Below are 22,241 nucleotides of genomic sequence, written 5' to 3'. Positions count from 1 at the left end.
TGCGTTGCTCAGCGCTCCGCGGAGCCGGCAGCACAGACCCGGTTCCGTCCCTCCGCCTTGGCGCGGTAGAGCTGCTCATCGGCCCGCGCCACCACCCGCAGGGCGGACTGGCGCGGCTGGCAATGCAGCGTGGCCACGCCAAGGCTGGCGGTCACGTGATCCGCCACTTCGGACGCCGGATGGGGGACACCGAGTTCGACGATCGCCTCCCGCACCCGCTCGGCCACTGCCGCGGCATCCTCCAGCGCGGTTTCCGGCAGGATGCAGCCGAACTCCTCCCCCCCGTAACGTGCGGCCAGGTCGGCGGGACGCGAGATGGTCTCGTCCAGCACCCGCGACACTTCGCGCAGACAGTCATCCCCGCGGACATGGCCCAGGGTGTCGTTGAAGGGCTTGAAATAATCGATGTCCATCAGGATCACCGAAAGGGCGTCCCCGGTCCGCGCCAGACGCGCATTTTCACGCTCCAGGGTCTCCTCGAACTGGCGCCGGTTGGCCAGGCCGGTCAGTCCGTCGGTCACCGCCATGCGGGTCAGTTGATCGCGGGCGCGCTTGAGCTCGATCTGATGCTGCACCCGCAACCGGACCACCGGCGGATTGATGGGCTTGTTCACGTAGTCGACCGCGCCCAGTTCCAGACCCCGGGCCTCGCCCTCGGTATCTCCCACCCCGGTAATGAAGATCACCGGGACGTTCGCCGTCGCGCGCTCGGACTTCAGCCATTCACAGACCTGAAAACCGTCCGTTCCCGGCATCATCACGTCGAGCAGGATCACGTCCGGACGCGCCGAGGCGGCAAGATCCAGCGCGCGTTTCCCGTTCGTGGCGAACAGCACCTCGTGTTCGTCCTCGAAGATCCCGGCCAGCAACTCGATGTTGGCAGGCTCGTCATCCACCACGAGGATACGTGCCCGATGGTCACTGTTCATAAGCCTTCTCCACTTTCCCTCAGCAGCCGGTCCACCGCCACCAGCGCCTGTTCGAAATCCAGTTCTTCAATGCGGGACCCCAGTTCCCGCACGAGGGCGTCCTGGCCGTGCCCGAGGAGCCGTCCGCTCAGCTCGCGGAAATGCGCCCGGGCACGCAGGTTGTTGCCTTCGATCAGCACACGCAGCTCGCGCAGCTCATCCTCTGGCAGGGGGCCGGTCTCCATATCGTGAAGGGGCCCGTCCCCGGAACCGCTCTCCGGGGCATCCTCCGCGTCCCCGTCGGCAACCAGACCACGGGCCGCTTCCAGTGCCGGCGCCAGGTGCTCGTCCAGCTCCGCAAGGCGCCCGAACGCGGCGCCCTCGTCTCCCTGCGCGAGTTCATTCTCGATCCGCTGCGCGCAGGCCTGCACTTCGCGCAACTCCAGGGAACCCGCGACGCCCTTGAGCGAGTGCGCCAGTCGATGCGCCTCGTCGCGGTGGCCGGTTTCCAGCAGCGACCGCAATTCCTCGACCACCCCGCTGTAACGCTCCTCCAGGCTGAGGATCATGCGCCGCAGCAGCGACGCCTTGCCGTTGCAGCGCGCCAGTGCCGCCGGGAGATCGAACGGCGGCAGCTCCTGCGGCAGCCCGTCGCCGCCCGACGCACCGGAACCGGTGGTCGCAGACGGCATTGGCGAGCCCGTACTGTCATCGCCCGCCCCCCCGGACGCGGCTCCCTGGTGCACGCATCCGATCCACTCGGAAAGTGTCCGGGCCAGGGCAGCGGGGTCGATCGGCTTGGTGACATGGTCGTTCATCCCCGCCTCCAGGCTCTTCTCGCGATCGCCGGCCATCGCATGGGCCGTCATCGCGATCACCGGAAGGTCCCGGAAACGCGCGTCCCACCGCAGCTCGCGCGTGGCACTCAGCCCGTCCATTTCGGGCATCTGGATGTCCATCAGCACCGCGTCGAAGGATGCGGCCTCAACGGCCGCCAGCGCCTCGCGACCGTCCTCCACCGTGGTGACGTCACAGCCCAGATCCTCCAGGAGCTCCACCGCCAGATCCCGATTGATGGCGTTGTCCTCCGCCAGCAGGATGCGGCAGCCGTCCAGGCGCGGCGTGTCGGCCGTCATGCCGGGGGCCGCTTCGCGCACCCGGTCGCCTTCATCATCCGCATTCAGGAGTTCGACCAGGGTGTCGTGCAGCGTGGATTCGGTCACCGGCTTGAGCAGGAGACCATCCACGGTCTCTTCCGCCTTCTGCAGGATTTCATCGCGGCTGAACCCGGTCACCATCAGAACCGAAGGGACCTGTCGCTTGCGTTCGGCATTGATGTTCTGCGCCACCTCCAGACCATCCATCCCCGGCATGCGCCAGTCGGTCAGCACCATATCGTAATGCACGCCCTTTTCCACCGCCCGGTCCAGCATGCCCAGGGCATCCGGGCCGGAGGGCGCCGTATCCGCCTCGATTCCCAGATCGCTCAGCATCGCGGCCAGGGTTTCCCGGGCCGCGTCCGAGTCATCGACCACCAGCACCCGGCGCCCGCGCAGTGATCGGGACACGACCGGACGCGCGGGCTGTACCTGCTCCGTCTCCACGCCCAGACGTGCGGTAAAGCTGAATGTCGCCCCCTCGCCGGGCGTGCTTTCCACCCCGATGTCGCCGTGCATCATTTCCACCAGCTGCTTGCTGATCGCCAGCCCGAGCCCGGTGCCTTCCTGGCGCCGGGTCACCGAGCTGTCCAGCTGCGTGAAAGAACGGAACAGCCTGCGGGCCTCCTCCTCGGACATCCCCGGTCCTGTGTCGCGCACCGAGAAGCGCAGGGTGGCATAGCCGTCGTCGATCGCCTCGGCCGAGACATGCACCACAACCTCGCCCTGCTCGGTGAACTTGACCGCATTGCCGGCGAGATTGGTCAGAATCTGCCCCAGCCGGAGGGCATCCCCTCGCAGCAGGCGCGGTGTACCCGGCGCGACGTGGTGCACCAGTTCCAGTCCCTTCTCCTCGGCCCGGTGGCCGACCACGTCGGTGACCCCGTTGAGCACGGAATCGAGGTGGAACGGAGCATCTTCCAGTTCGAGCTTGCCGGCCTCGATCTTGGAAAAGTCGAGGATGTCGTTGATCAGGCCGAGCAGGCGCTGGGCGGCGTTGTCGATCTTGTCCATGTACCCGCGCTGGCGCGGGGTCAGCTCGGTCCGCCGTGCCAGATGGCTCATGCCGATGATCGCGTTCATCGGGGTGCGGATCTCGTGGCTCATATTGGCAAGAAACTCGCTCTTGGCACGCGTCGCGCTTTCCGCCTGCTCGCGGGCGCGACGCATCTCGGCCTCGAGATCACGACGCACCCGCACCAGACGATTCAGGATCAGCGTGGTGACCCCGCCCACGATCAGGACCACCAGCACGGTCCAGGCCGCGAACTGGATCAGCAGATTGCGCAGGGGCTCGGTGACCGCCGCCCGATCCAGACTGAGCACCTGATGCCAGTCGGTTCCGGGGATCCGGGTGACGTGCAGCAGGCGCTGCTCTCCGTCAACCGTCACCTCCCGGAGCTCGCCCTCGCGATCGGGATCCAGCGGATCGAAGCCCCTGCCTTCGTCGATGCTGTCGACCAGCGGGCGGAGAACCCGCGAGGAGTCCGGATGGGCCACCACCATGCCATCCTCGTCTACCAGCACGATCTCGCCGTCCCAGCGCAGATCCAGACCGGTCACGCTTCGCGTCACTTCCTGCAGACCGATGTCCCCCGCGGCGACCCCGTAAAGCCCTCCGGTATCGCGATACACCGGCATGCCCATGGAGATGATCAGCCGATCCTGGGCGGCATCCTCGAAAGGCGCGGTGATGTAGAGATCATCCGCTTCCACCGATCCCTGGTACCAGGGGCGGGTGCGCGGATCGAAATCGTCCGGCAGGGTGGCCTCGGGGTCGGACATGATCATGCCGCCCTGCTGATCCCCGATGTAGGTCAGATCCACCTCGCCCATGCGTTCGAACTGCTGCAGGACGGGACGCGGATCCCGCCCCTGCGGGATCTCGCCGGCGAGCCCCCGGATCAGGCGCGCATTGGACGTGAACCAGTGAGAAACGTACAGGGCAGTGGAATCGGAGGTGGAGGCGACCTCCGAACGGACGGCCTCGCGGGTTTCGGTCTCCAGCATCTGGTAGGCGACGGCCGCCAGCACCGCGCCCAGCAGCACGATGGCGGCAAGCACCAGCAGCAGAAGCCGATAATGGAAGGACTGAAAGGAGGCCTGATCGCGCTGTGTCATCCGCGGTTCCCCGGGGTGGGCATGTCATGCTGCGGCCGTCGGATTATTCCAGCAAAACCCTAAGGGTCTTGCCCCTCGTACCGCAACCACCGCCGGATGGCCGGGAATCAGGCGGGTTTGCGGAAAGCCACCTGTTTCCAGTAACCGAACAGGCTGGCGGGTTCCACCGCCTCGGGCTCGCAGCCGGTCAGGTGCACGAAGTGGTCCAGCTCCATGTCCGGACGAAAGCCCACCGCCCGCGAAAGAGGCCGCAGGCTGCGTTCCACCCCGCGCAGCAGCCATTGCCGGGACGCGAAATGGTTGACCAGAAGGATCTGTCCGCCCGGGCGGCACACCCGCCACATCTCGGCGAACATGCGGTCGGGATTGGGGACCACGGACGCCACGTACATCCCGACCACGGCGTCGAAGCTGTCGTCGCGGAAACCGAGTGCTTCGGCGTCCATCTCGGCCACGCCGCGCACCCCCGGCAGACCGCCGTTGATGCGTTCCTGCGCGACCTGCAGCATCTCGCGCGACACGTCGATCCCGACCAGATCCACGCCGTCGGGGTATTCCGGAAACGAAATCCCGGTTCCGACCCCGACCTCGAGGACCCGTTTGCCTTCCAGCGGCGCGAGGGTCTTCTGCGCGCTGTGCCGCCCGGTGGCGAACACTCGCCCGAAGGTCGCGTCGTAATGCCGCGCATAGCGCCGATAGCTCTTGCGAATACTGACCAGATCCATGCCTGTCGCCCCCGAAGGAAACCGCCGCCCGGCCCGGGCCAGGCCCGCCGACCCGCCCTCAGGCGTCTTCTTCGACCGCCTTCATGCTCAGGCGGATACGGCCCTGCTTGTCGACCTCCAGCACCCGCACGGTGACCGAATCCCCCTCGGAGAGGAAATCACTCACGTTCTCCACGCGCTCGTCGGAGATCTGCGAGATATGCACCAGACCGTCACGCCCCGGAAGGATCGACACGAATGCGCCGAAGTCCATGATCTTGGCGACCTTTCCGGTGTACTGACGCCCCACCTCGATGTCCGCGGTCAGCTCCTCGATGCGGCGCTTCGCCTCGTTGCCGGCAGCCGCATCGGTGGAGGCGATCTTGACCGTGCCATCGTCACCGATGTCGATGGTGGTGCCGGTCTCCTCGGTCAGGGTACGGATGGTCGCCCCGCCCTTGCCGATCACGTCGCGGATCTTGTCCGGGTTGATCTTCAGGGTGATGAAGCGCGGCGCATGCTCGGACATCTCCTGGCGATGGGTGTCCAGTTCCGCGTTCATGCAACCCAGGATGTGCAGCCGGCCCTCGCGCGCCTGCTCCAGGGCCTTTTCCATGATCTCTCGGGTAATCCCGTCGATCTTGATGTCCATCTGCAGCGCGGTCACGCCGTCATGGGTGCCGGCCACTTTGAAGTCCATGTCGCCGAGGTGATCCTCGTCGCCGAGGATGTCGGAGAGCACGGCGAAGCGGTCGTCTTCCTTGATCAGGCCCATCGCGATGCCCGCGACCGGGGCCTTCAGCGGCACGCCGGCGTCCATCAGCGCCAGCGAGGTGCCGCACACCGAGGCCATGGAACTGGAACCGTTGGACTCGGTGATCTCGGAGACCACACGCACCACGTAGGGGAAGTCCTCGTCGTTCGGCATCACCGCGGCCACGCCGCGCTTGGCCAGACGGCCGTGGCCGATCTCGCGGCGCTTGGGCGAGCCGACGAAACCGGTCTCCCCGGTGCAGTATGGCGGGAAGTTGTAATGCAGCATGAAGCGGTCGCGGCGCTCGCCCTCGATCGCGTCGATCACCTGGGCGTCGCGGTCGGTGCCCAGGGTGGCCACCACCATCGCCTGGGTCTCGCCCCGGGTAAACAGCGCGGAGCCGTGGGCACGCGGCAACAGGCCGGTCTGCACGTCGATCGGACGGACAGTCTTCGTGTCACGTCCATCGATACGCGGATGCCCGTCAAGAATGCGATCACGCACTAGACGGTATTCCAGATCGTGCAGGGTGGTCTTGACCGCATCGGCATCGGGGCCGGAACCGTCGTCGCTCACCAGCGATTCAACCAGGCGGCTGCGCAGTTCGCTCAGGCGCTGGCTGCGGGTCTGCTTGTCGGCGATCTGGTAAATCTCGGTCAGCTCATCGCGCGCGGCCGCGGCCACGCGGTCTTCCACCAAGGCCTCGCTCTCCGGCGGCTGCCAGTCCCAGGCGGGTTCGCCCGCCTCGGCCGCCAGTTCGTTGATGGCGCGGATCGCAGCCTGCAGCTGTTCGTGGCCGTACATCACCGCGCCCAGCATGGTTTCCTCGGACAGCTCGCTTGCCTCCGACTCCACCATCAGGACCGCGTTTTCGGTCCCCGCCACGACCAGGTTCAGCTCGGATTCCTCCAGCGCGCTGAAGCTCGGATTCAACTGGTACTCACCGGCGCGGTACCCCACGCGGGCGGCGCCGATGGGCCCGCCGAACGGCACACCCGAGAGTGCCAGCGCCGCGGAAGCACCGATCATCGCGGGGATGTCGGGATCCACCTCGGGGTTGATCGAGACCACCGTCGCGATGACCTGGGTTTCGTTCTTGAAGCCTTCGGGAAACAGCGGCCGGATCGGACGGTCGATCAGGCGCGAGGTCAGGGTTTCCTTCTCGCTCGGACGCCCTTCACGCTTGAAGAAACCGCCCGGAATCTTGCCGGCGGCGTAGGTCCGTTCCTGGTAGTTGACGGTCAGGGGGAAGAAGTCGCGGCCCGGATCGGCTTCCTTGCGGGCGACCACGGTGACCAGGACCACGGTTTCGGCCATGTTCACCAGCACCGCGCCGCTGGCCTGGCGCGCGATGTCCCCGGTTTCGAGCGTGACGGTGTGATTTCCGTACTGGAACGACTTCTTGTATGACACGTTTTTTCCCGTTTCCCTTTGAATCCCGATGTGACTCGTCGGTGGACGAGCCGCTGAAAGTTCTCTCCGCAATCAATGCCCCAAACAAACAGGCCCGCACCAATGGCGCGGGCCCGGGGGGCGGGGCCTAGCGGCGCAGGCCCAGTTCCTTCACGATCGACTGATAGCGTTCGACGTCCTTGCGTTTGAGATAGGACAGCAGCTTGCGACGCTGGCTGACCATCTTCAGCAGGCCACGCCGGGAATGGTGGTCCTGCTTGTGCTTGTCGAAATGACCCATCAGATGCTGGATACGCGCCGTCAGGAGCGCAATCTGCACTTCGGGCGATCCGGTATCACTGGCATCGCGCTTGTGCTTCTCGACGATAGCCGATTTCTCTTCGGTAGTGAGCGACATGTAAGGCTGACTCCTGATTCCTGAACCGTCTGTCTGAGTGGCCAGTGGCGCTGGCGAACAGGCGCGTATGTTAGCACGCGCTCAAGCACCGTGAACAGCGAACGGACGAACGGCTGCCCCTGACCTGTTTCTGTTGTATTGTGAACTCCATCACTCCCCGACAGGGACAGTCATGACCACGCAGGAAACCCGCCGCCTCCAGGCCCGCATCCTGCTGCTGGCACTTGCGGTGCTGGTGCTGCTGGGCCTGATTGCGGCCAGTCTGACGGCCCACGCCTACTACCAGCAGGCGCGCGACCGCGCGGACCTGGCGCAGCAGGCCGCGCTGCAGCATCACGGGCAGGCGGTGGCGCAGTATTTCGACCGCCTGGAAGACATCGCCTGGCAGGTCGCCAGCCGCAGCCGCATCCGCGACGAACTGGCCGCCTACAATCGCGGCGCGACCGATCTCGAAGACCTGCAGGACTTCAGTCACGACAAGCTGGAAGATGCCCTGCGCCCCTCCGGCGCGGCCGGCATCATCCGCCTGGATGCGGAAGGCCGCCAGGTACTGGCGGTGGGCGACGCCAACCCGGACCCGATCTACTGGCCGGACATCGACCCGGCGATGCGCGAGACCCGCATGCGTGATCACCTGGCCTGGGAGGGCCGGGCCTGGATCATGATCGCGGTGCCGATCCTCTCCCGCGAGGACGAATGGCTGGGCGCCGACATCCTGGTGTTCCCCGCCGAGGCCCTGGTCGGCGTGCTGGAGTCCGCCGCCGAGGGCGGCAAGGCCGCCTGGCTGGAGGGCCCGCAGGGAGTGGTGCTGCGGGTGGACGACATCACCTGGAGCCTGAAGCCGACCGGCGCCGGGAACCTGGTGGCCCCGGCACTGCAGCAGGCCCGCGGAGGATCGCAGGCCCTGCAGCGCACGGACGGCGAGGTGGTCTTTGCGGTGCCGGTACGCCCGGGCTGGGGGCTGTCGATGGCCGTACCGGAGGAGGAACTCTACGCCGGCATGATGGCCCACCTGGCGCTGCCGGTCGGACTGGTCCTGGGCATGGCATTGCTGTCGGGACTGGGGCTGATCGGCGTGATCCGGCCGCTGTCACGCCAGGTGGTGGCGCAGTCCGAGGCCCTGGAGCGCGCGTCCGAGGAGCAGGAGGATCTGCTGGAGTACGCCAGCGGCTTCGTCTATCGCTTCGACCGCTCGGGTCGGGCGCGCTACATCTCGCCGGGCGTGGAACGGGTCCTCGGCCGCAGCATGGACCGCCTGCCAGAGACCACCCTGCGCGCCCTGGTCGAACCCTTCCTGCCCTATCTCGAGGGCACCGCCGTGCCCATCGACGGCGGCACCGATTCCGAGCTGCCACCGGCCCGCGCCGAGGTGACTGACAAGGCGGGCAACCCGGTGGTGCTGGAACTCAACGCCCGTGTCCGATACAACAGCGGCCACGTAGTGGATATCTTTGGCGTGGCCCGCGACGTCACCAGCCGCGAGGAGGCCCGGCGCCGGGTCAGTCACCTGGCCAACTACGACCCACTCACCGACCTGCCCAACCGCACCCAGCTCGACGAGCGCCTGGCGCGCGCGATTGAACGCTGCCGGCTCCACGACGAGCGCCTGGCGGTACTGTTCGTCGACCTGGACGGCTTCAAGTACGTGAACGACAGTCTGGGCCACCATCGCGGAGACGAGCTCCTGGAAGCGGTCGCCCGGCGCCTGCTGGGCGCCATCGACCGGCACTCCACCATCGCGCGCCACGGGGGCGACGAATTCGTGGTCCTGACCGAACACATTGCCGGCACCGACGATGCCGAACGGGTCGCCGATAATCTCCTGCGTGCGCTGGAGGCCCCCTTCCACGTGGCAGGTCAGGAACTGTTCATTGGGGCGAGTATCGGCATCAGCCTGTTTCCCGATGATGCGGCCTCCTCGGACATGCTGATCCGCAACGCGGACTCGGCGATGTACCGCGCCAAGGCTCGCGGACGCAATAACGTCCAGCTCTACACGGCGGACCTCACCGATGCCAGTCAGCGCCGGCTGGCGATCGAGGCCGGCCTGCGCCGCGCAATCGAGGGCAACGAGCTGGAGGTCGTGTATCAGCCACAATGGTATCTGCCTGGCGAAGGCCTGTCCGGCGCGGAGGCGCTGGTCCGCTGGCGGCATCCGGATTTCGGCATGATCAGCCCGGCCGAATTCATCCCGGTGGCGGAAGAGAACGGCACCATCGGACTGCTGGGGCGGTGGGTCCTGCGGGAGGCAGTCCGCAGGACCTGCGAATGGGGACCGCAACGACTGGGGCGAATCGGCGTCAACGTCTCCGGGCACCAGGTCCTGTTCGGCGACATCGCCGGGGACGTGCGGGCGGTGCTGGAAGAGACCGGCCTGGAGCCGTGGCGCCTGGAACTGGAGATCACCGAGGGCTTCGTAATGGACCATGCCGAACGCGGCATCGCGGTACTCGAAGAGCTGCGGGCCATGGGCGTGCAGCTGGCGATCGACGACTTCGGCACCGGCTATTCGTCGCTGAGTTATCTCAAGCGCCTGCCCGTCCAGCGCCTGAAGGTCGACGCCTCGTTCGTCCAGGGGGCCGACACCGACGCCGCCGACGCCGCGCTCACCGCGTCCATCATCGCCATGGGCCACAAACTTGGCCTGACGGTCATCGCCGAAGGTGTGGAAACCGCCACTCAGCGCGACATGATCATCCTGGACGGTTGCGACGAGGCTCAGGGTTATTACCTGGCCCGCCCGATGTCCACCGAGCAGATGGGGGCCTTGATCGAGGACCCCGTCCCGGCCTGTCGCCGGGACTGAACCCGGCTCGGACAAGCCTCAGGCCGTGGTGAACAGGCGCCGCGGCCGGACCGCCCCCTTCGCGTCCTGCAAACCCACGCCCAGGAACTCGCCTTCAGGGCCGTGCATGCGCACCAGTATCCCGGCCGGCCCGGCCTCGTCCGGCACCGGCGAGGCCCCCGTGACCTGCCGGTCCACCGTCTCCGCGTCCGCCGTATTCCCGTGACGCAGCGCCGCGGCGCCGGTTGCATTCAGGTGCACCTGCGGCCAGCCCGCCAGGGCTGCCTCGGCCGGCAGAAGACAGGCCTCGATCGCCGCCGGCCCACCGGCCTCGAATCGTTCCTCCAGGGCTTCGCGGGTCCACATCGCCTCGGCATCGAAGACGCCGTGCGCCGTACGCCGCAGCTCTTCCACCGCCGCCCCGCAACCCAGGGCATCCCCGATGTCGGCCACCAGCGACCGGATATAGGTGCCCTTGCTGCAATACACCTCCAGCCGCAGACGATCATCCGCCAGCCGTTCGATGTTCAGCGAATGGATCCGCACGGGCCGGGGCGGACGGTCCACTTCGACCCCTTCGCGCGCCAGTTCATACAGCCGCCGGCCGTCCTTCTTCAGGGCTGACACCATCGGGGGAACCTGCTCCAGATCGCCGGTGAAGTCGCGTTCCAGCCGCGCAAGATCCTCGTCCGTGATCACGGGGACCGGAGATTCGGCGAGAATCTCTCCGTCCATGTCCGCCGAGTCGGTCTCCACGCCCAGCCGCGCGACGGCGACGTAACGCTTGTCCGCGTCCAGCAGCCAGCCGGACACCTTGGTCGCCTGCCCGAAACACAGAGGAAGAAGCCCGGTCGCCCGTGGATCCAGGGCGCCGGTATGGCCCGCCTTGCGCGCACCGAGGAGGTATTTCACCCGACCCAGCGCCTGGCTCGAACTGAGCCCCTGCGGCTTGTCGAGCAGCAGGATGCCGTCGACGTTACGCCCCTTCCTGCGCGCCACGGGGAGTCGGTTTACCGGTCTTCCGGGACGTCGGGACCACCGGAGCCATCCGGATCCCCGCCGCCTTCCGGATCGGCCTCCCCATCGCTGTCGCCGTGCCGCTCGCGATCCTCCGCCAGCGCCTGACTGATCAGCGAAGACATGCGCGCGCCCCGTTCGGGCGTGTCATCGTAGATGAACCGCAGTTGCGGGATGCTGCGCATGCGAATCCGGCTACCCAGCGCCCGCCGCAGGAAGCCGGCCGCGTTGTTGAGGCCCTGCTGCGCCTCGCGGCCACCCTCCTCGCCACCCAGCCGGGTAAAATACACCCGGGCGTGGGCCAGGTCCTTCGAGACCTCCACCCCCGAGATGGTCACCATGCCGACCCGCGGGTCCTTCACCTCGACACGCACCAGCTCGGCGAGCTCGCGCTGGATCTGCTCGCCGACCCGATCACTACGCTGAAAGTCGCGGGGTCCGGGCATTACAGCGACCGCTGGACCTCGACGCGCTGGAAGACCTCGATCTGGTCTCCGGCCTTCACGTCGTTGTAGTTCTTCACCGCGATGCCGCACTCGGTACCGGCGCGAACCTCGTTCACGTCGTCCTTGAAGCGGCGCAGGCTTTCCAGCTCGCCCTCGTACACCACCACGTTGTCACGCAGCACGCGGATCGGGTTGCCCCGCTTGACCGAACCCTCGACCACCAGGCAGCCGGCCACCTGGCCGAAGCTCGAGGCCTTGAACACCTCGCGCACCTCGGCCAGGCCCACGATTTCCTCGCGGGTCTCCGGCGCCAGCAGCCCGGACAGGGCCTGCTTCACGTCCTCGATGGCCTCGTAGATGACCGAGTAGTAGCGGACGTCGATCCCGTTTTCCTGCGCCACACGCTTGGCGCCGGCGTCGGCACGCACGTTGAACGCGATCACGATCGCATCCGAAGCGGTCGCCAGGTTGATATCCGACTCGGAGATACCGCCGACCCCGGTGGAAATCACCTTGACCCGGACCTCCTCGTTGGACAGCTTGACCAGCGATTCGCGCAGCGCCTCGGCGGATCCCTGCACGTCGGCCTTGATCAGGATGTTGACCGTGCCGACGTCGCCTTCCTGCATCTGGTTGAAGATGTTTTCCAGCTTGGCCGCCTGCTGCGCCGCCAGCTTGCGCTCGCGCTGCTTGGTGTCGCGGTACTCGGCCACTTCGCGGGCAGTCTTTTCGTCCGCGACCACCAGCATCTCGTCGCCGGCCTCCGGCACCCCGGAGAGCCCCAGGATCTCCACCGGCATCGACGGACCGACTTCCTTTACCGCCGTGCCGGTGTCGTCGAACATCGCCCGCACACGGCCGTATTCCTTGCCGGTCAGCACGATGTCGCCATGTTTCAGGCTGCCGGACTGCACCAGCACCGTGGCCACCGGGCCACGGCCCTTGTCCAGCCGCGACTCGATCACCACGCCGCGCGCCGGCCCCTCGTCCGGGGCCATCAGCTCCATCAGCTCCGCCTGCAGACCCAGGCCTTCCAGCAGCTCGTCGATGCCTTCCCCGGAATGCGCCGAGACCCGGATGAACTGGGTGTCGCCACCCCATTCCTCGGGGATTACCTCGTGCTGGGCGAGATCGTTGATCACCCGGTCGGCATCCGCCTCCGGCTTGTCGATCTTGTTGACCGCGACCACGATCGGTACGCCGGCGGCCTTCGCATGGTTGATGGCTTCGAGCGTCTGCGGCATCACGCCGTCATCCGCCGCAACCACCAGGATCACGATGTCCGTGGACTGGGCACCCCGGGCACGCATCGCGGTGAACGCCGCATGTCCCGGCGTATCGAGGAACGTCACCCCGTCATGCCCGTTCTCGACGTGATAGGCCCCGATGTGCTGGGTGATCCCGCCGGCTTCTCCGGAGGCCACGCGCGTCTTGCGGATATGGTCCAGCAGCGACGTCTTGCCATGGTCCACGTGGCCCATCACGGTCACCACCGGCGGACGGGCCTTGGGCTCGGCGGTCTGCTCCTGGGCAACCTCGATCTGATCCTCGATGGTCTCTTCCCTTGCGGGCACCGCGGTGTGGCCCATTTCCTCGACCACCAGCATCGCCGTTTCCTGATCGATGGACTGGTTGATGGTGGCCATCACGCCCATGCCCATCAGGGTCTTGATCAGCTGCGGTGCCTTGATCGCCATCGCCTGCGCCAGATCGGCCACCGTGATGGTCTCCGGCACTTCCACCTCGCGCACCACCGGTGCGGTCGGCTTGGCGAAGCCGTGCTTGCCGGCCACGGCCTGGGCCGCCTGCGACTGCCCGGCGCCCTTGCCCTTGTCACCCTTCTTGCGCCGACCACGACGGTCGCCGGCGACATGCAGTTCCTTGCGGTCGTCCTTGCGGCCACCCTTGCGGCCCTTGCCGGACTTGGCGGGTTCCGCCGGTGCCGCGGCGGGGGCCGGTGCCTGGCGCTGCTGCGCGGCCTCGCGTTCCAGGCGCGCCTGTTCTTCCTTCTCGCGCTTCGCCTCCTGCTTCTCCTGCTCTTCCTGCTTGCGCTTCTGGCGCTCCTCGCGTTCGACCTCTTCCTGCTTGCGCGCTTCCACAGCCTTGCGCTGAGCTTCCCGCTCGGCTTCCAGCTGCATGGCCAGCTGCTGCGTGCGGCTCAGCGGCTTCTTCGGGGCGGCCGGCGCTTCTTCCGCGGCTGCGGCCGGCTCCTCGGCCGCCTCTTCCGCCTCGGGTGACTCCGGTGCCTCGGCTGCGGCCGCCTCCGCCGCTTCGGGCTCTTCCTCGACGTCCGCCGGTTCCTCCGCCGCGGCCTCGTCGGCCGCCGGTTCAGGTTCCGGTTCCGGCGTCTCGGCCACCACCGGCTCATCCGCCGGTGCTTCCGCCTCCGACGCCTCGCCGGCTGCGGCCTCCTCGACTTCCGGGGTCACCGGCGATTCTGCATCGGGACGGGTCTCTTCCGGTGCCGCAGCGGCTTCGGATTCCACATTCTCGGCCGCCTCCGGGCGATCCTCCGGCGCCGGTGTTGCATCCGCCGGCTTGCGCTTGAGGGTGCGCTTCTTGCGCACCTCCACGTTAACCGTCTTGGTCTTGCCCTGGCCCGAGCTGACCTTCAGCGTCTGCGCCTGGGAACGCCGCCGCAAAGTCACGCGGTCACTCGCCCCGCCGGAGGAACCCTGGCGCAGATGGTCCAGCAGCTGGCGCTTCTCGGCATCGGTGATGGGCGCCTCGGGCCCGGCCACCTCGACACCCGCCTCCTTGAGCTGCTCCAGGAGACGATCGACGGGCTTGCCCACCGATTCCGCGAATTGCTGCACTGTCATTTGCGCCATGGCGCTACCTCCATTCCAGATTCTGTTCCGGCGTGCCGCTGCCCGACCACCGCCGCTGCGTCGCGATCATTCCCCGGTTTCGAACCAGGGGGCGCGCGCGGTCATGATCAATTCGGACGCCTCCTGCTCGGAGATGCCCAGCATTTCCACCACGTCGTCCGCGGCCTGCTCGGCGAGGTCCTCCATGGTGCACACCCCGCTGGCTGCCAGCCGATTCGCCAGCGCCACGGTCATGCCATCCATGTTCAGCAGATCCTCGGCCGGCTCGCCACCCCCGCCGTCCTGTGCCGCGATCGCCCGCGTCAGGAGCGCGTCGCTGGCCCGGTTGCGAAGTTCCGCGACCACGTCCTCATCGAATTCCTCGATCGACAGCAGTTCCGCCTCGTCCACATAGGCCACCTCGTCCAGGGTGCTGAAGCCTTCCTGCACCAGGATCCCGGCCACCTCCTCGTCGACGTCCAGCGCCTCCATGAAGTAGGTCACCAGCTGCCGGGCCTCGGCCTCGCTCTTCTCCTCGGCCTGCTCCTCGGTCATCACGTTCAGCTCCCAGCCGGTCAGCTGCGAGGCCAGACGGATGTTCTGCCCCCCGCGACCGATCGCCAGCGAAAGCTTGTCCTCGGCCACCGCGATGTCCATCGACTGCTTCTCTTCGTCGACCACGATCGAGAGGACTTCCGCCGGCGACATCGCATTGATCACGAACTGGGCCGGATTCTCGTCCCATACGATGATATCGATGCGTTCGCCCGCGAGCTCGTTGGAGACCGACTGCACACGCGAACCGCGCATGCCCACGCAGGCCCCCACCGGATCCAGCCGCGGGTCATTCGAGCGCACCGCGATCTTCGCCCGCATGCCCGGATCGCGGGCCGCCCCGAGGATGTCGATGATCTCCTGTCCCACCTCCGGGACCTCGAGTTTGAACAGCTCGATGAGGAACTCCGGCGCGGTGCGGCTGAGGATCAGTTGCGGTCCGCGAGCGTCCGGCCGGATCTCCTTGAGATAGCCGCGCAGGCGATCATTGGTGCGTACCGTCTCGCGCGGAATCATGTGCTCGCGCGGGACCAGGGCCTCGGCGTTGTTGCCCAGGTCCACGTAGGTCCCGTTGCGGTCGGTACGCTTGACGATCCCCATCACCAGCGAACCGACCCGGTCCTCGTACTCCTCGACGACCTTCTGCCGCTCGGCATCACGCACCTTCTGCACGATCACCTGCTTGGCGGTCTGCGCGGCGATACGCCCGAAGTCCACGGCCTCGACCGGTTCCTCGATCACCTCTCCGATCTGAATCTCCGGGTATTTCTGCTGCGCGTAGGACAGCAGCATCTGATAGTCGGGAGACTCGAACTCGGGATCCTCGTCGTCCACCACCGTCCAGCGGCGATAGGCCTCGTAATCGCCGCTTTCGCGGTCGATGCTCACGCGCACATCCATGCGCCCACCGTGATACTTGCGCGTGGCCATCGCCAGGGCCGATTCCAGGGCCTCGAAGATAACGCCCTTCTCGACGCCCTTCTCGTTGGAAACGGCGTCGACGACCAGCAGGATCTCCTTGTTCATGTCATGCCTCTTCGCAGCCTCGACAGTCGCCTGTCGACATCAGGTTGTTCATGATTGCGTCCCCGGGTCTTCTTCCAGCACGCGCGCATTGTGAATCGCGGCCAGCGGCAACTCGTAGGCCGTGCCATCGACCGCCACCTCGATCATGGTGTCGTCCGCGGACAACAGCTGCCCACGGTAGTTCCGCCGCCCGTGCTCCGGCCAGGTCAGACGCACCTTGACCGCACGTCCGACGTACTCGCGGAACTGATCGGGAGTAAACAGGGGACGTTCGATGCCCGGACTGGACACCTCGAGCGTGTAGTCCGCGCGGATCGGCTCTTCCACATCGAGGACCGCGCTGACCTGCTCGCTGACGCGCGCACAGTCATCCACGGTCACGCCGGTCGAACGATCGATATAAATGCGCAGCATCTGCGGCTTCGAACCCGCATGGTGTTCGATACCCCAGAGCTCACAACCCTGGCCTTCGACCACGGGTCCCAGTAGCGCCTTCAGTTGTTCAACCTGCTCGGACAAATGCCTGTCGACCTCGATTCCACTGCACCGGTGCACGGAGCCCGGAAACAAAAAAAGGGCGTTGAACGCCCCTTTACACCTTCCGTCATGGAAACAGGCTGCAGCTCGAAGCCTGTCGGCGCGCGGGAGCGCGGCCCCAAGAAAAAGGCCCCGCGAAGGGGCCCTTTCGAAAACTGGTAGCGGGGGCAGGATTTGAACCTGCGACCTTCGGGTTATGAGCCCGACGAGCTGCCAGACTGCTCCACCCCGCATCCGAGAAAACGTACTTTACCAAGCCGCGGGCCGGCTTGCAAGCCCCGATCGGAATCAGCGAGAACGGCGCGCCCGCTGACGCAAATGCGGGCGAAGATCATGCCGCCAGATGAACCCGGGGATCGCGAACACCGCAAACATCGACAGCCCGATCACGTAGAACTCCCAGCCCTGTGCATGAACACTGCCCGTCGCCTGATGTTCGAGACCCTTGCCGATCAGCCCCACCAGCAGGAACAGCACCAGCCATTCGAAGACCCGGGTCCAGCCTCCCTTGGTCCCGGTCGCCGGGAGGAACATCAGCGCGATGCGATCGGTCAGCCACGGCAGGTTGGCGGCCACGAAGGCAAACGCCACAAACCCCCAGACCAGGACTTCAAACGGGACCAGTTGATTCAAGACATCCTCCGGGGCGGATCAGCCAGCAATGGCGTAGTGGGTAACGGACAGCAGAAGGCCCGGAAAAATTCCCAGCAACAGCACTGCCAGGCCATTGATGCTCAGCGCCGTGGCCAGCGCACCCGAAGGCTGCACCGGCTCGCTGGCCTCCTCCTTCGGCTCGTCGAAGAACATGATCTTCACCACCCGCAGGTAGTAGAACGCACCGATGATGCTGAAGATCACCGCGACCACACCCAGCCAGACCAGGCCCGCACCCACGGCCGCCTGAATCACGGCCAGCTTGGCGTAGAAACCGACGGTCGGCGGGACCCCGGCCATGGAGAACAGCAGCAGGAGCATGATGAAGGCGAACCACGGGTTGCGTTTCGCCAGCCCGGCGAAGTCGTCCAGGCGATCGGCCTCGTAACCCCGGCGCGACAGGAACACGATCATGCCGAACCCGCCGGCCGCAGTGAGGGCATACACGATCACGTAGAACATCGCCGAGGCGTAGCCCGAATCGGTCCCCGCGAGGATCCCCATGAACAGGAACCCGACATGCGCGATGGTCGAATACGCGAACATGCGCTTGATGCTGGTCTGCGCGATCGCAATCACGTTGCCCACCGCCAGCGACAGCACGGTCAGGATGATGAGCATGCCCTGCCAGTCGGCATGCATCGGTCCCATGCCCTCGACCAGCAGCCGCATCAGGAACGCGAAGGCCGCGATCTTCGGCGCGGTCGCGATGAACAGCGTCACCGCCGTCGGCGCCCCGTCATAGACGTCGGGCACCCACATGTGGAACGGCACCGCCCCCAGCTTGAACGCGATCGCCACCACCAGGAACACCAGACCGAACACCAGCGGGACGTTCAGGGCCTCGTCGGCCGTCGTCAGTTCGGAGGCGATCACCGCGATATCCAGCGAGCCGGTCATGCCGTAGATCATGGACATGCCGTACAGCAGCAGTCCGGACGCCAGCGCCCCCAGCACGAAGTACTTCATCGCGGCTTCGCTGGCCCGGGTGTTGTCGCGCCAGAACGCCACCAGCGCATACGAGGACAACGACAGCAGTTCCAGGCCCAGGTACAGGGTCAGCAGATTGTGCCCCGAGATCATGATCATCATCCCCAGGACCGCGAACAGCCCGAGGATGTAGAACTCCCCCTTGTGGATGTCGCGCGCCATCAGATACGGCCGCGAGTAGAGGAAGACGAAGAAGCTCGTGACGTACACCGCCAGCTTCAGCACGTCGCTCATCGGGTCCTTGATGAAGCTGTCGCTGAAGGTCAGCACCACTTCCGGACCGGCCAGCCACAGCGTCAGCACCGCGGCTCCCGCGAGCGTCGCCTGCACCAGGCCGTAGGTGATGTCGCGGCGCGAATCCGGCAGGAACGCATCCAGTATCAGGATGAAGCACGCCATCCCGAGGACGAACATCTCGGGAACGGCGGGCAGAAAGGCAGGAATCTCGAAATTCATGTCAGGCGTCCGTTCAGAGCTTCGAGTGCGCGATATGCGCCACGAGGTTGTCGATGGTCGCGTTCATCACTTCCAGCAGCGGTGCCGGCCACACGCCCAGCAGCAGCGTGAAAAACGCCAGCAGCCCCATCAGGAAGAATTCGCGCCGGTTCATATCGGACAGGCCGGCCACGTTCTCGTTGGCCACGGTGCCAAAGATCACGCGCTTGACCAGCCACAGGGTGTACCCCGCCGCCAGGATCAGCGTGGTCGCGGCGAGGAAGGCAATCCAGAAATCAGCCTTGAAGGCAGCCAGGATCACCATGAATTCCCCCACGAAGCCCGAGGTGCCCGGCAGACCGGTATTGGCCATCGCGAACAGCACAAAGAACGCGGCGAACCACGGCATGGTGTTGACGACGCCGCCATAATCCGCGATCTGCCGACTGTGCAGCCGGTCGTAAAGCACGCCCACCGCGAGGAACATCGCCGCAGAGATGAAGCCGTGCGAGATCATCTGCACCATGCCGCCGGCGATACCCAGCGACGCGCCCTGCCAGTCGCCGGTATTCGAGTAGATGTAGAACGCCAGGAAGAAGCCCAGAGTCACGAAGCCCATGTGGGCGATCGACGAGTACGCGATCAGCTTCTTCATGTCGCTCTGGATCAGCGCCACCACCCCGATGTACACCACCGCGATCAGCGACAGCACGATCATCAGCGTGTCCAGCACCGCGGACGCATCCGGCGTGATCGGCAGCGAGAAACGCAGGAAGCCGTAGCCGCCGATCTTCAGCATGATCGCCGCCAGGATCACCGACCCCCCCGTCGGCGCCTCGACGTGCGCGTCCGGCAGCCAGGTATGCACCGGGAACATCGGGATCTTGACCGCAAACGCCAGGAAGAACGCGAGGAAGATCAGTATCTGCGCGGTCATCCCGATCTGCAGGGCATGGAAGTCCTGGATCAGGAAGCTGCCGGACTGGATGTACATCCAGATCAGTGCGACCAGCATGAACACCGACCCGAGGAAGGTGTAGAGGAAGAACTTGATCGTTGCGTACACGCGGCGCGGCCCGCCCCAGATCCCGATGACAAGGAACATGGGGATCAGCATCGCCTCGAAGAACACATAGAACAGCACCGCGTCCATCGCCGCGAACATGCCGATCATCAGTCCTTCCATGACCAGCATCGCGGCGAGGTAGTAGGCGATGCGATCCTTCACCGACTCCCATGCGGCGATGACCACGACCACCGTGATCAGCGTGGTCAGGAGGATCAGGGGCATGGAGATGCCGTCGACCCCGAGGTGATAGTTCACGTTGAACGCAGGGATCCAGGAGGCCACCTCCTGGAACTGCATCTCCGCGGTGCCGCGCTCGAACATGAACCACAGCGGCAGGCTTGCCACGAAAGTGGCCACGGCCACGCTGAGGCCCAGGCGCCGGGCCACCACCGGCGCGTCGCGCCCGGCGGCAAGCGTCAGGAAGCCACCGAGGATCGGCAGCCAGATCAACAGACTCAGAATGGGCCAGTCAGCAAACATGGTCGTTCCTTGAAACAGCGGTGGGCTTCGCAGCGGTCATCGTCGAAACCCCTCAGATCACGAAGGCGAACATCAGGACCAGCAGGCCGATGATCATCACGAATGCATAGTGATAGAGGAAGCCGGACTGCACATGGCGCACCCGGGCCGACACCCAGCCCACCGAACGCGCGGCGCCGCGTGCCACCGGCGAAGAACCAGTCGTTGAAGCGGTCAAACCCGTACTTGTCCTCGAGGATGCGCACACCCGGCCGCAGACGGTCGGCGATCACCGCCGGCAGATCGGGCCGTTTGATGTAGAGGTACCAGGCGGTCGCCAGCCCGGCCATCGCGAACCAGAACGCCGGCGCCACGAGCCCGTGCAGCACGAACCCGAACACCCCGGTGTAGCTCTCGCCCTTCTGCGCCAGTACGTCCTTCGCCTCGCTGACGAAGATCGAATCGGCAAAGAAGTCGCCAAACAGCATCGGGCCGATGAAGTACCCGGCCACCACCGACGGGATCGCCAGCAGGATCAGCGGCAGCGTAACCACCCACGGGGTCTCGTGCGGATGCGGGGTACCGTGATGATGGTGATCTTCACCGTCCCCGTGATCCGGCATGTAGTGATGTGCCTGGTCGTAGCGTTCCTCCCCGTGGAACACCATGAAGAACATGCGGAAGGTGTACAGCGCGGTTACGAACACGCCCAGCAGAACCATCCAGTAGGCAAAAGTCGCCCCCGGAATCTCGGAGTACCCGACTGCTTCGATGATCGCGTCCTTGGAAAAGAACCCGGAGAAGAACGGGAACCCGATCAGCGCCAGCGACCCGATCAGCGCGGTCACGTAGGTGATGGGCATGTGCCGGCGCAGCCCGCCCATCGCGCGCATGTCCTGCAGATGGTGCATCGCAATGATCACAGAGCCGGCGGCCAGGAACAGAAGCGCCTTGAAGAACGCGTGGGTCATCAGGTGGAACACACCGGCCGCATACGCCGAGGCCCCCAGGGCGACGGTCATGTATCCGAGCTGCGACAGCGTCGAATACGCGACCACGCGCTTGATGTCGTTCTGCACCAGACCGATCAGACCCATGAAGAAGGCCGTGATCGCCCCGATCACCAGGATGAACGACAGAGCCGGCACGGAGAACTCGTACAGCGGCGACATGCGCGCCACCATGAAGATGCCCGCGGTCACCATGGTCGCCGCGTGGATCAGCGCCGAGATCGGGGTCGGGCCTTCCATGGAGTCCGGCAGCCACACGTGCAGCGGCACCTGGGCGGATTTACCCATCGCACCAATGAACAGGAAGATCAGCGCCAGATCCAGCAGACCGAAGGTCCAGCCCGGCCAGATGGTGATGGTCGCCTCGCTCATCGCCTGCCCTTCGGCGAACACCTCGGTGTAGTTGAGGCTGCCGGTGTAGAACACCAGCGCGGCGATCCCGATCAGGAATCCGAAGTCCCCGACGCGGTTGACGATGAACGCCTTCATGTTGGCGTAAATGGCCGTGGGGCGTTTGTACCAGAAGCCGATCAGCAGGTAGGAGACCAGCCCCACGGCCTCCCAGCCGAAGAACAGCTGCATGAAGTTGTTCGCCATCACCAGCATCAGCATGGAGAAGGTGAACAGCGAAATGTACGCGAAGAACCGCTGGTAGCCGGGATCGTCCTGCATATAGCCGATGGTGTAGATGTGCACCATCAGCGACACGAAGGTCACCACCAGCATCATCATGGCGGTCAGGTTGTCGACCAGGAAACCGACCTCGAACCGGATCCCGTCAGAAACCATCCAGGTGTACACCGATTCGTTGTACACCCCGACTCCGCCGAACACGTGCTGATAGAACACCACCACGGACAGCAGGAAGGAGATGGCCACCCCGGCGATCGTCACGCTGTGCGCGCCCACCCGGCCGATCTGACGCCCGAACAGACCGGCGACGATCGCGCCCGCCAGCGGCGCCAGGACAAGAAGGAGATAGATCGTATCCATG

General features: G+C 65.9%; 14 protein-coding genes, 1 tRNA gene and 1 pseudogene. 1 reads left to right on the top strand and 15 read right to left on the bottom strand.

Features of this window, described 5'->3' with window-relative positions; genetic code table 11:
* Positions 1-8: 8 nt before the first annotated feature.
* From B1A74_RS02650 to rpsO, 5 genes are all read right to left on the bottom strand, one after another.
* On the bottom strand, positions 9-929 hold the full coding sequence (locus B1A74_RS02650) for a diguanylate cyclase (protein ID WP_018946339.1): 921 nt from the start codon (positions 927-929) through the stop codon (positions 9-11).
* Entirely contained in the window at positions 926-4,186 is a 3,261-nt protein-coding gene (locus B1A74_RS02645; RefSeq protein WP_077243683.1) for a hybrid sensor histidine kinase/response regulator, read from the bottom strand. Before B1A74_RS02645 ends, B1A74_RS02650 begins: the two co-directional genes overlap by 4 nt.
* A 107-nt stretch (positions 4,187-4,293) precedes the next feature.
* On the bottom strand, positions 4,294-4,911 hold the full coding sequence (locus tag B1A74_RS02640; RefSeq protein ID WP_077243682.1) for a class I SAM-dependent methyltransferase: 618 nt from the start codon (positions 4,909-4,911) through the stop codon (positions 4,294-4,296).
* A gap of 58 nt (positions 4,912-4,969) precedes the next feature.
* Positions 4,970-7,057, bottom strand: a complete 2,088-nt coding sequence (pnp, locus tag B1A74_RS02635; protein ID WP_077243681.1) for a polyribonucleotide nucleotidyltransferase — start codon at positions 7,055-7,057, stop codon at positions 4,970-4,972.
* Positions 7,058-7,184: 127 nt separating this feature from the next.
* On the bottom strand, positions 7,185-7,454 hold the full coding sequence (rpsO, locus tag B1A74_RS02630) for a 30S ribosomal protein S15 (protein ID WP_018934781.1): 270 nt from the start codon (positions 7,452-7,454) through the stop codon (positions 7,185-7,187).
* 172 nt (positions 7,455-7,626) lie between these two features.
* Here rpsO and B1A74_RS02625 point away from each other — a divergent pair, with 172 nt between their 5' ends.
* A complete protein-coding gene (locus B1A74_RS02625; RefSeq protein ID WP_018946343.1) occupies positions 7,627-10,260 on the top strand; it encodes a bifunctional diguanylate cyclase/phosphodiesterase in 2,634 nt (877 codons plus the stop codon).
* An 18-nt stretch (positions 10,261-10,278) separates the two neighbouring features.
* Here B1A74_RS02625 and truB read toward each other — a convergent pair whose 3' ends face one another.
* From truB to nuoL, 10 genes and pseudogenes are all read right to left on the bottom strand, one after another.
* The gene (gene truB, locus B1A74_RS02620; RefSeq protein ID WP_077243680.1) at positions 10,279-11,238 is read right to left on the bottom strand and encodes a tRNA pseudouridine(55) synthase TruB; all 960 of its coding nucleotides are present in this window, start codon (positions 11,236-11,238) and stop codon (positions 10,279-10,281) included.
* An 11-nt stretch (positions 11,239-11,249) separates the two neighbouring features.
* Positions 11,250-11,702: a 30S ribosome-binding factor RbfA gene (rbfA, locus tag B1A74_RS02615; RefSeq protein ID WP_018946345.1), complete on the bottom strand. Its 453-nt coding sequence runs from the start codon at positions 11,700-11,702 to the stop codon at positions 11,250-11,252.
* The gene (gene infB / locus B1A74_RS02610) at positions 11,702-14,533 is read right to left on the bottom strand and encodes a translation initiation factor IF-2 (protein ID WP_026288906.1); all 2,832 of its coding nucleotides are present in this window, start codon (positions 14,531-14,533) and stop codon (positions 11,702-11,704) included. Before infB ends, rbfA begins: the two co-directional genes overlap by 1 nt.
* A 66-nt stretch (positions 14,534-14,599) precedes the next feature.
* The gene (gene nusA, locus B1A74_RS02605) at positions 14,600-16,093 is read right to left on the bottom strand and encodes a transcription termination factor NusA (RefSeq protein ID WP_018946347.1); all 1,494 of its coding nucleotides are present in this window, start codon (positions 16,091-16,093) and stop codon (positions 14,600-14,602) included.
* Between the two features lie 48 nt (positions 16,094-16,141).
* Positions 16,142-16,612 (bottom strand): ribosome maturation factor RimP, encoded by a 471-nt coding sequence (rimP, locus tag B1A74_RS02600; RefSeq protein ID WP_018946348.1) that lies wholly within the window; start codon positions 16,610-16,612, stop codon positions 16,142-16,144.
* Positions 16,613-16,786: 174 nt separating this feature from the next.
* Positions 16,787-16,863: transfer RNA gene (locus tag B1A74_RS02595), tRNA-Met, on the bottom strand.
* 55 nt (positions 16,864-16,918) lie between these two features.
* The gene (locus B1A74_RS02590) at positions 16,919-17,263 is read right to left on the bottom strand and encodes a DUF2818 family protein (protein WP_077243679.1); all 345 of its coding nucleotides are present in this window, start codon (positions 17,261-17,263) and stop codon (positions 16,919-16,921) included.
* Positions 17,264-17,281: 18 nt separating this feature from the next.
* A complete protein-coding gene (gene nuoN / locus B1A74_RS02585; RefSeq protein WP_018946349.1) occupies positions 17,282-18,730 on the bottom strand; it encodes an NADH-quinone oxidoreductase subunit NuoN in 1,449 nt (482 codons plus the stop codon).
* A 13-nt stretch (positions 18,731-18,743) separates the two neighbouring features.
* Positions 18,744-20,258 carry an NADH-quinone oxidoreductase subunit M gene (locus B1A74_RS02580; protein WP_018869951.1) on the bottom strand — a complete coding sequence of 505 codons (1,515 nt, stop codon included), beginning with the start codon at positions 20,256-20,258 and terminating at the stop codon, positions 18,744-18,746.
* 52 nt (positions 20,259-20,310) lie between these two features.
* A pseudogene (gene nuoL, locus B1A74_RS02575) lies at positions 20,311-22,240 on the bottom strand (NADH-quinone oxidoreductase subunit L).
* Position 22,241 lies beyond the last annotated feature (1 nt).

This window comes from Thioalkalivibrio halophilus (assembly GCF_001995255.1).
Taxonomy (GTDB): domain Bacteria; phylum Pseudomonadota; class Gammaproteobacteria; order Ectothiorhodospirales; family Ectothiorhodospiraceae; genus Thioalkalivibrio; species Thioalkalivibrio halophilus.
This window is presented reverse-complemented; position numbering and strand designations above follow the sequence as displayed.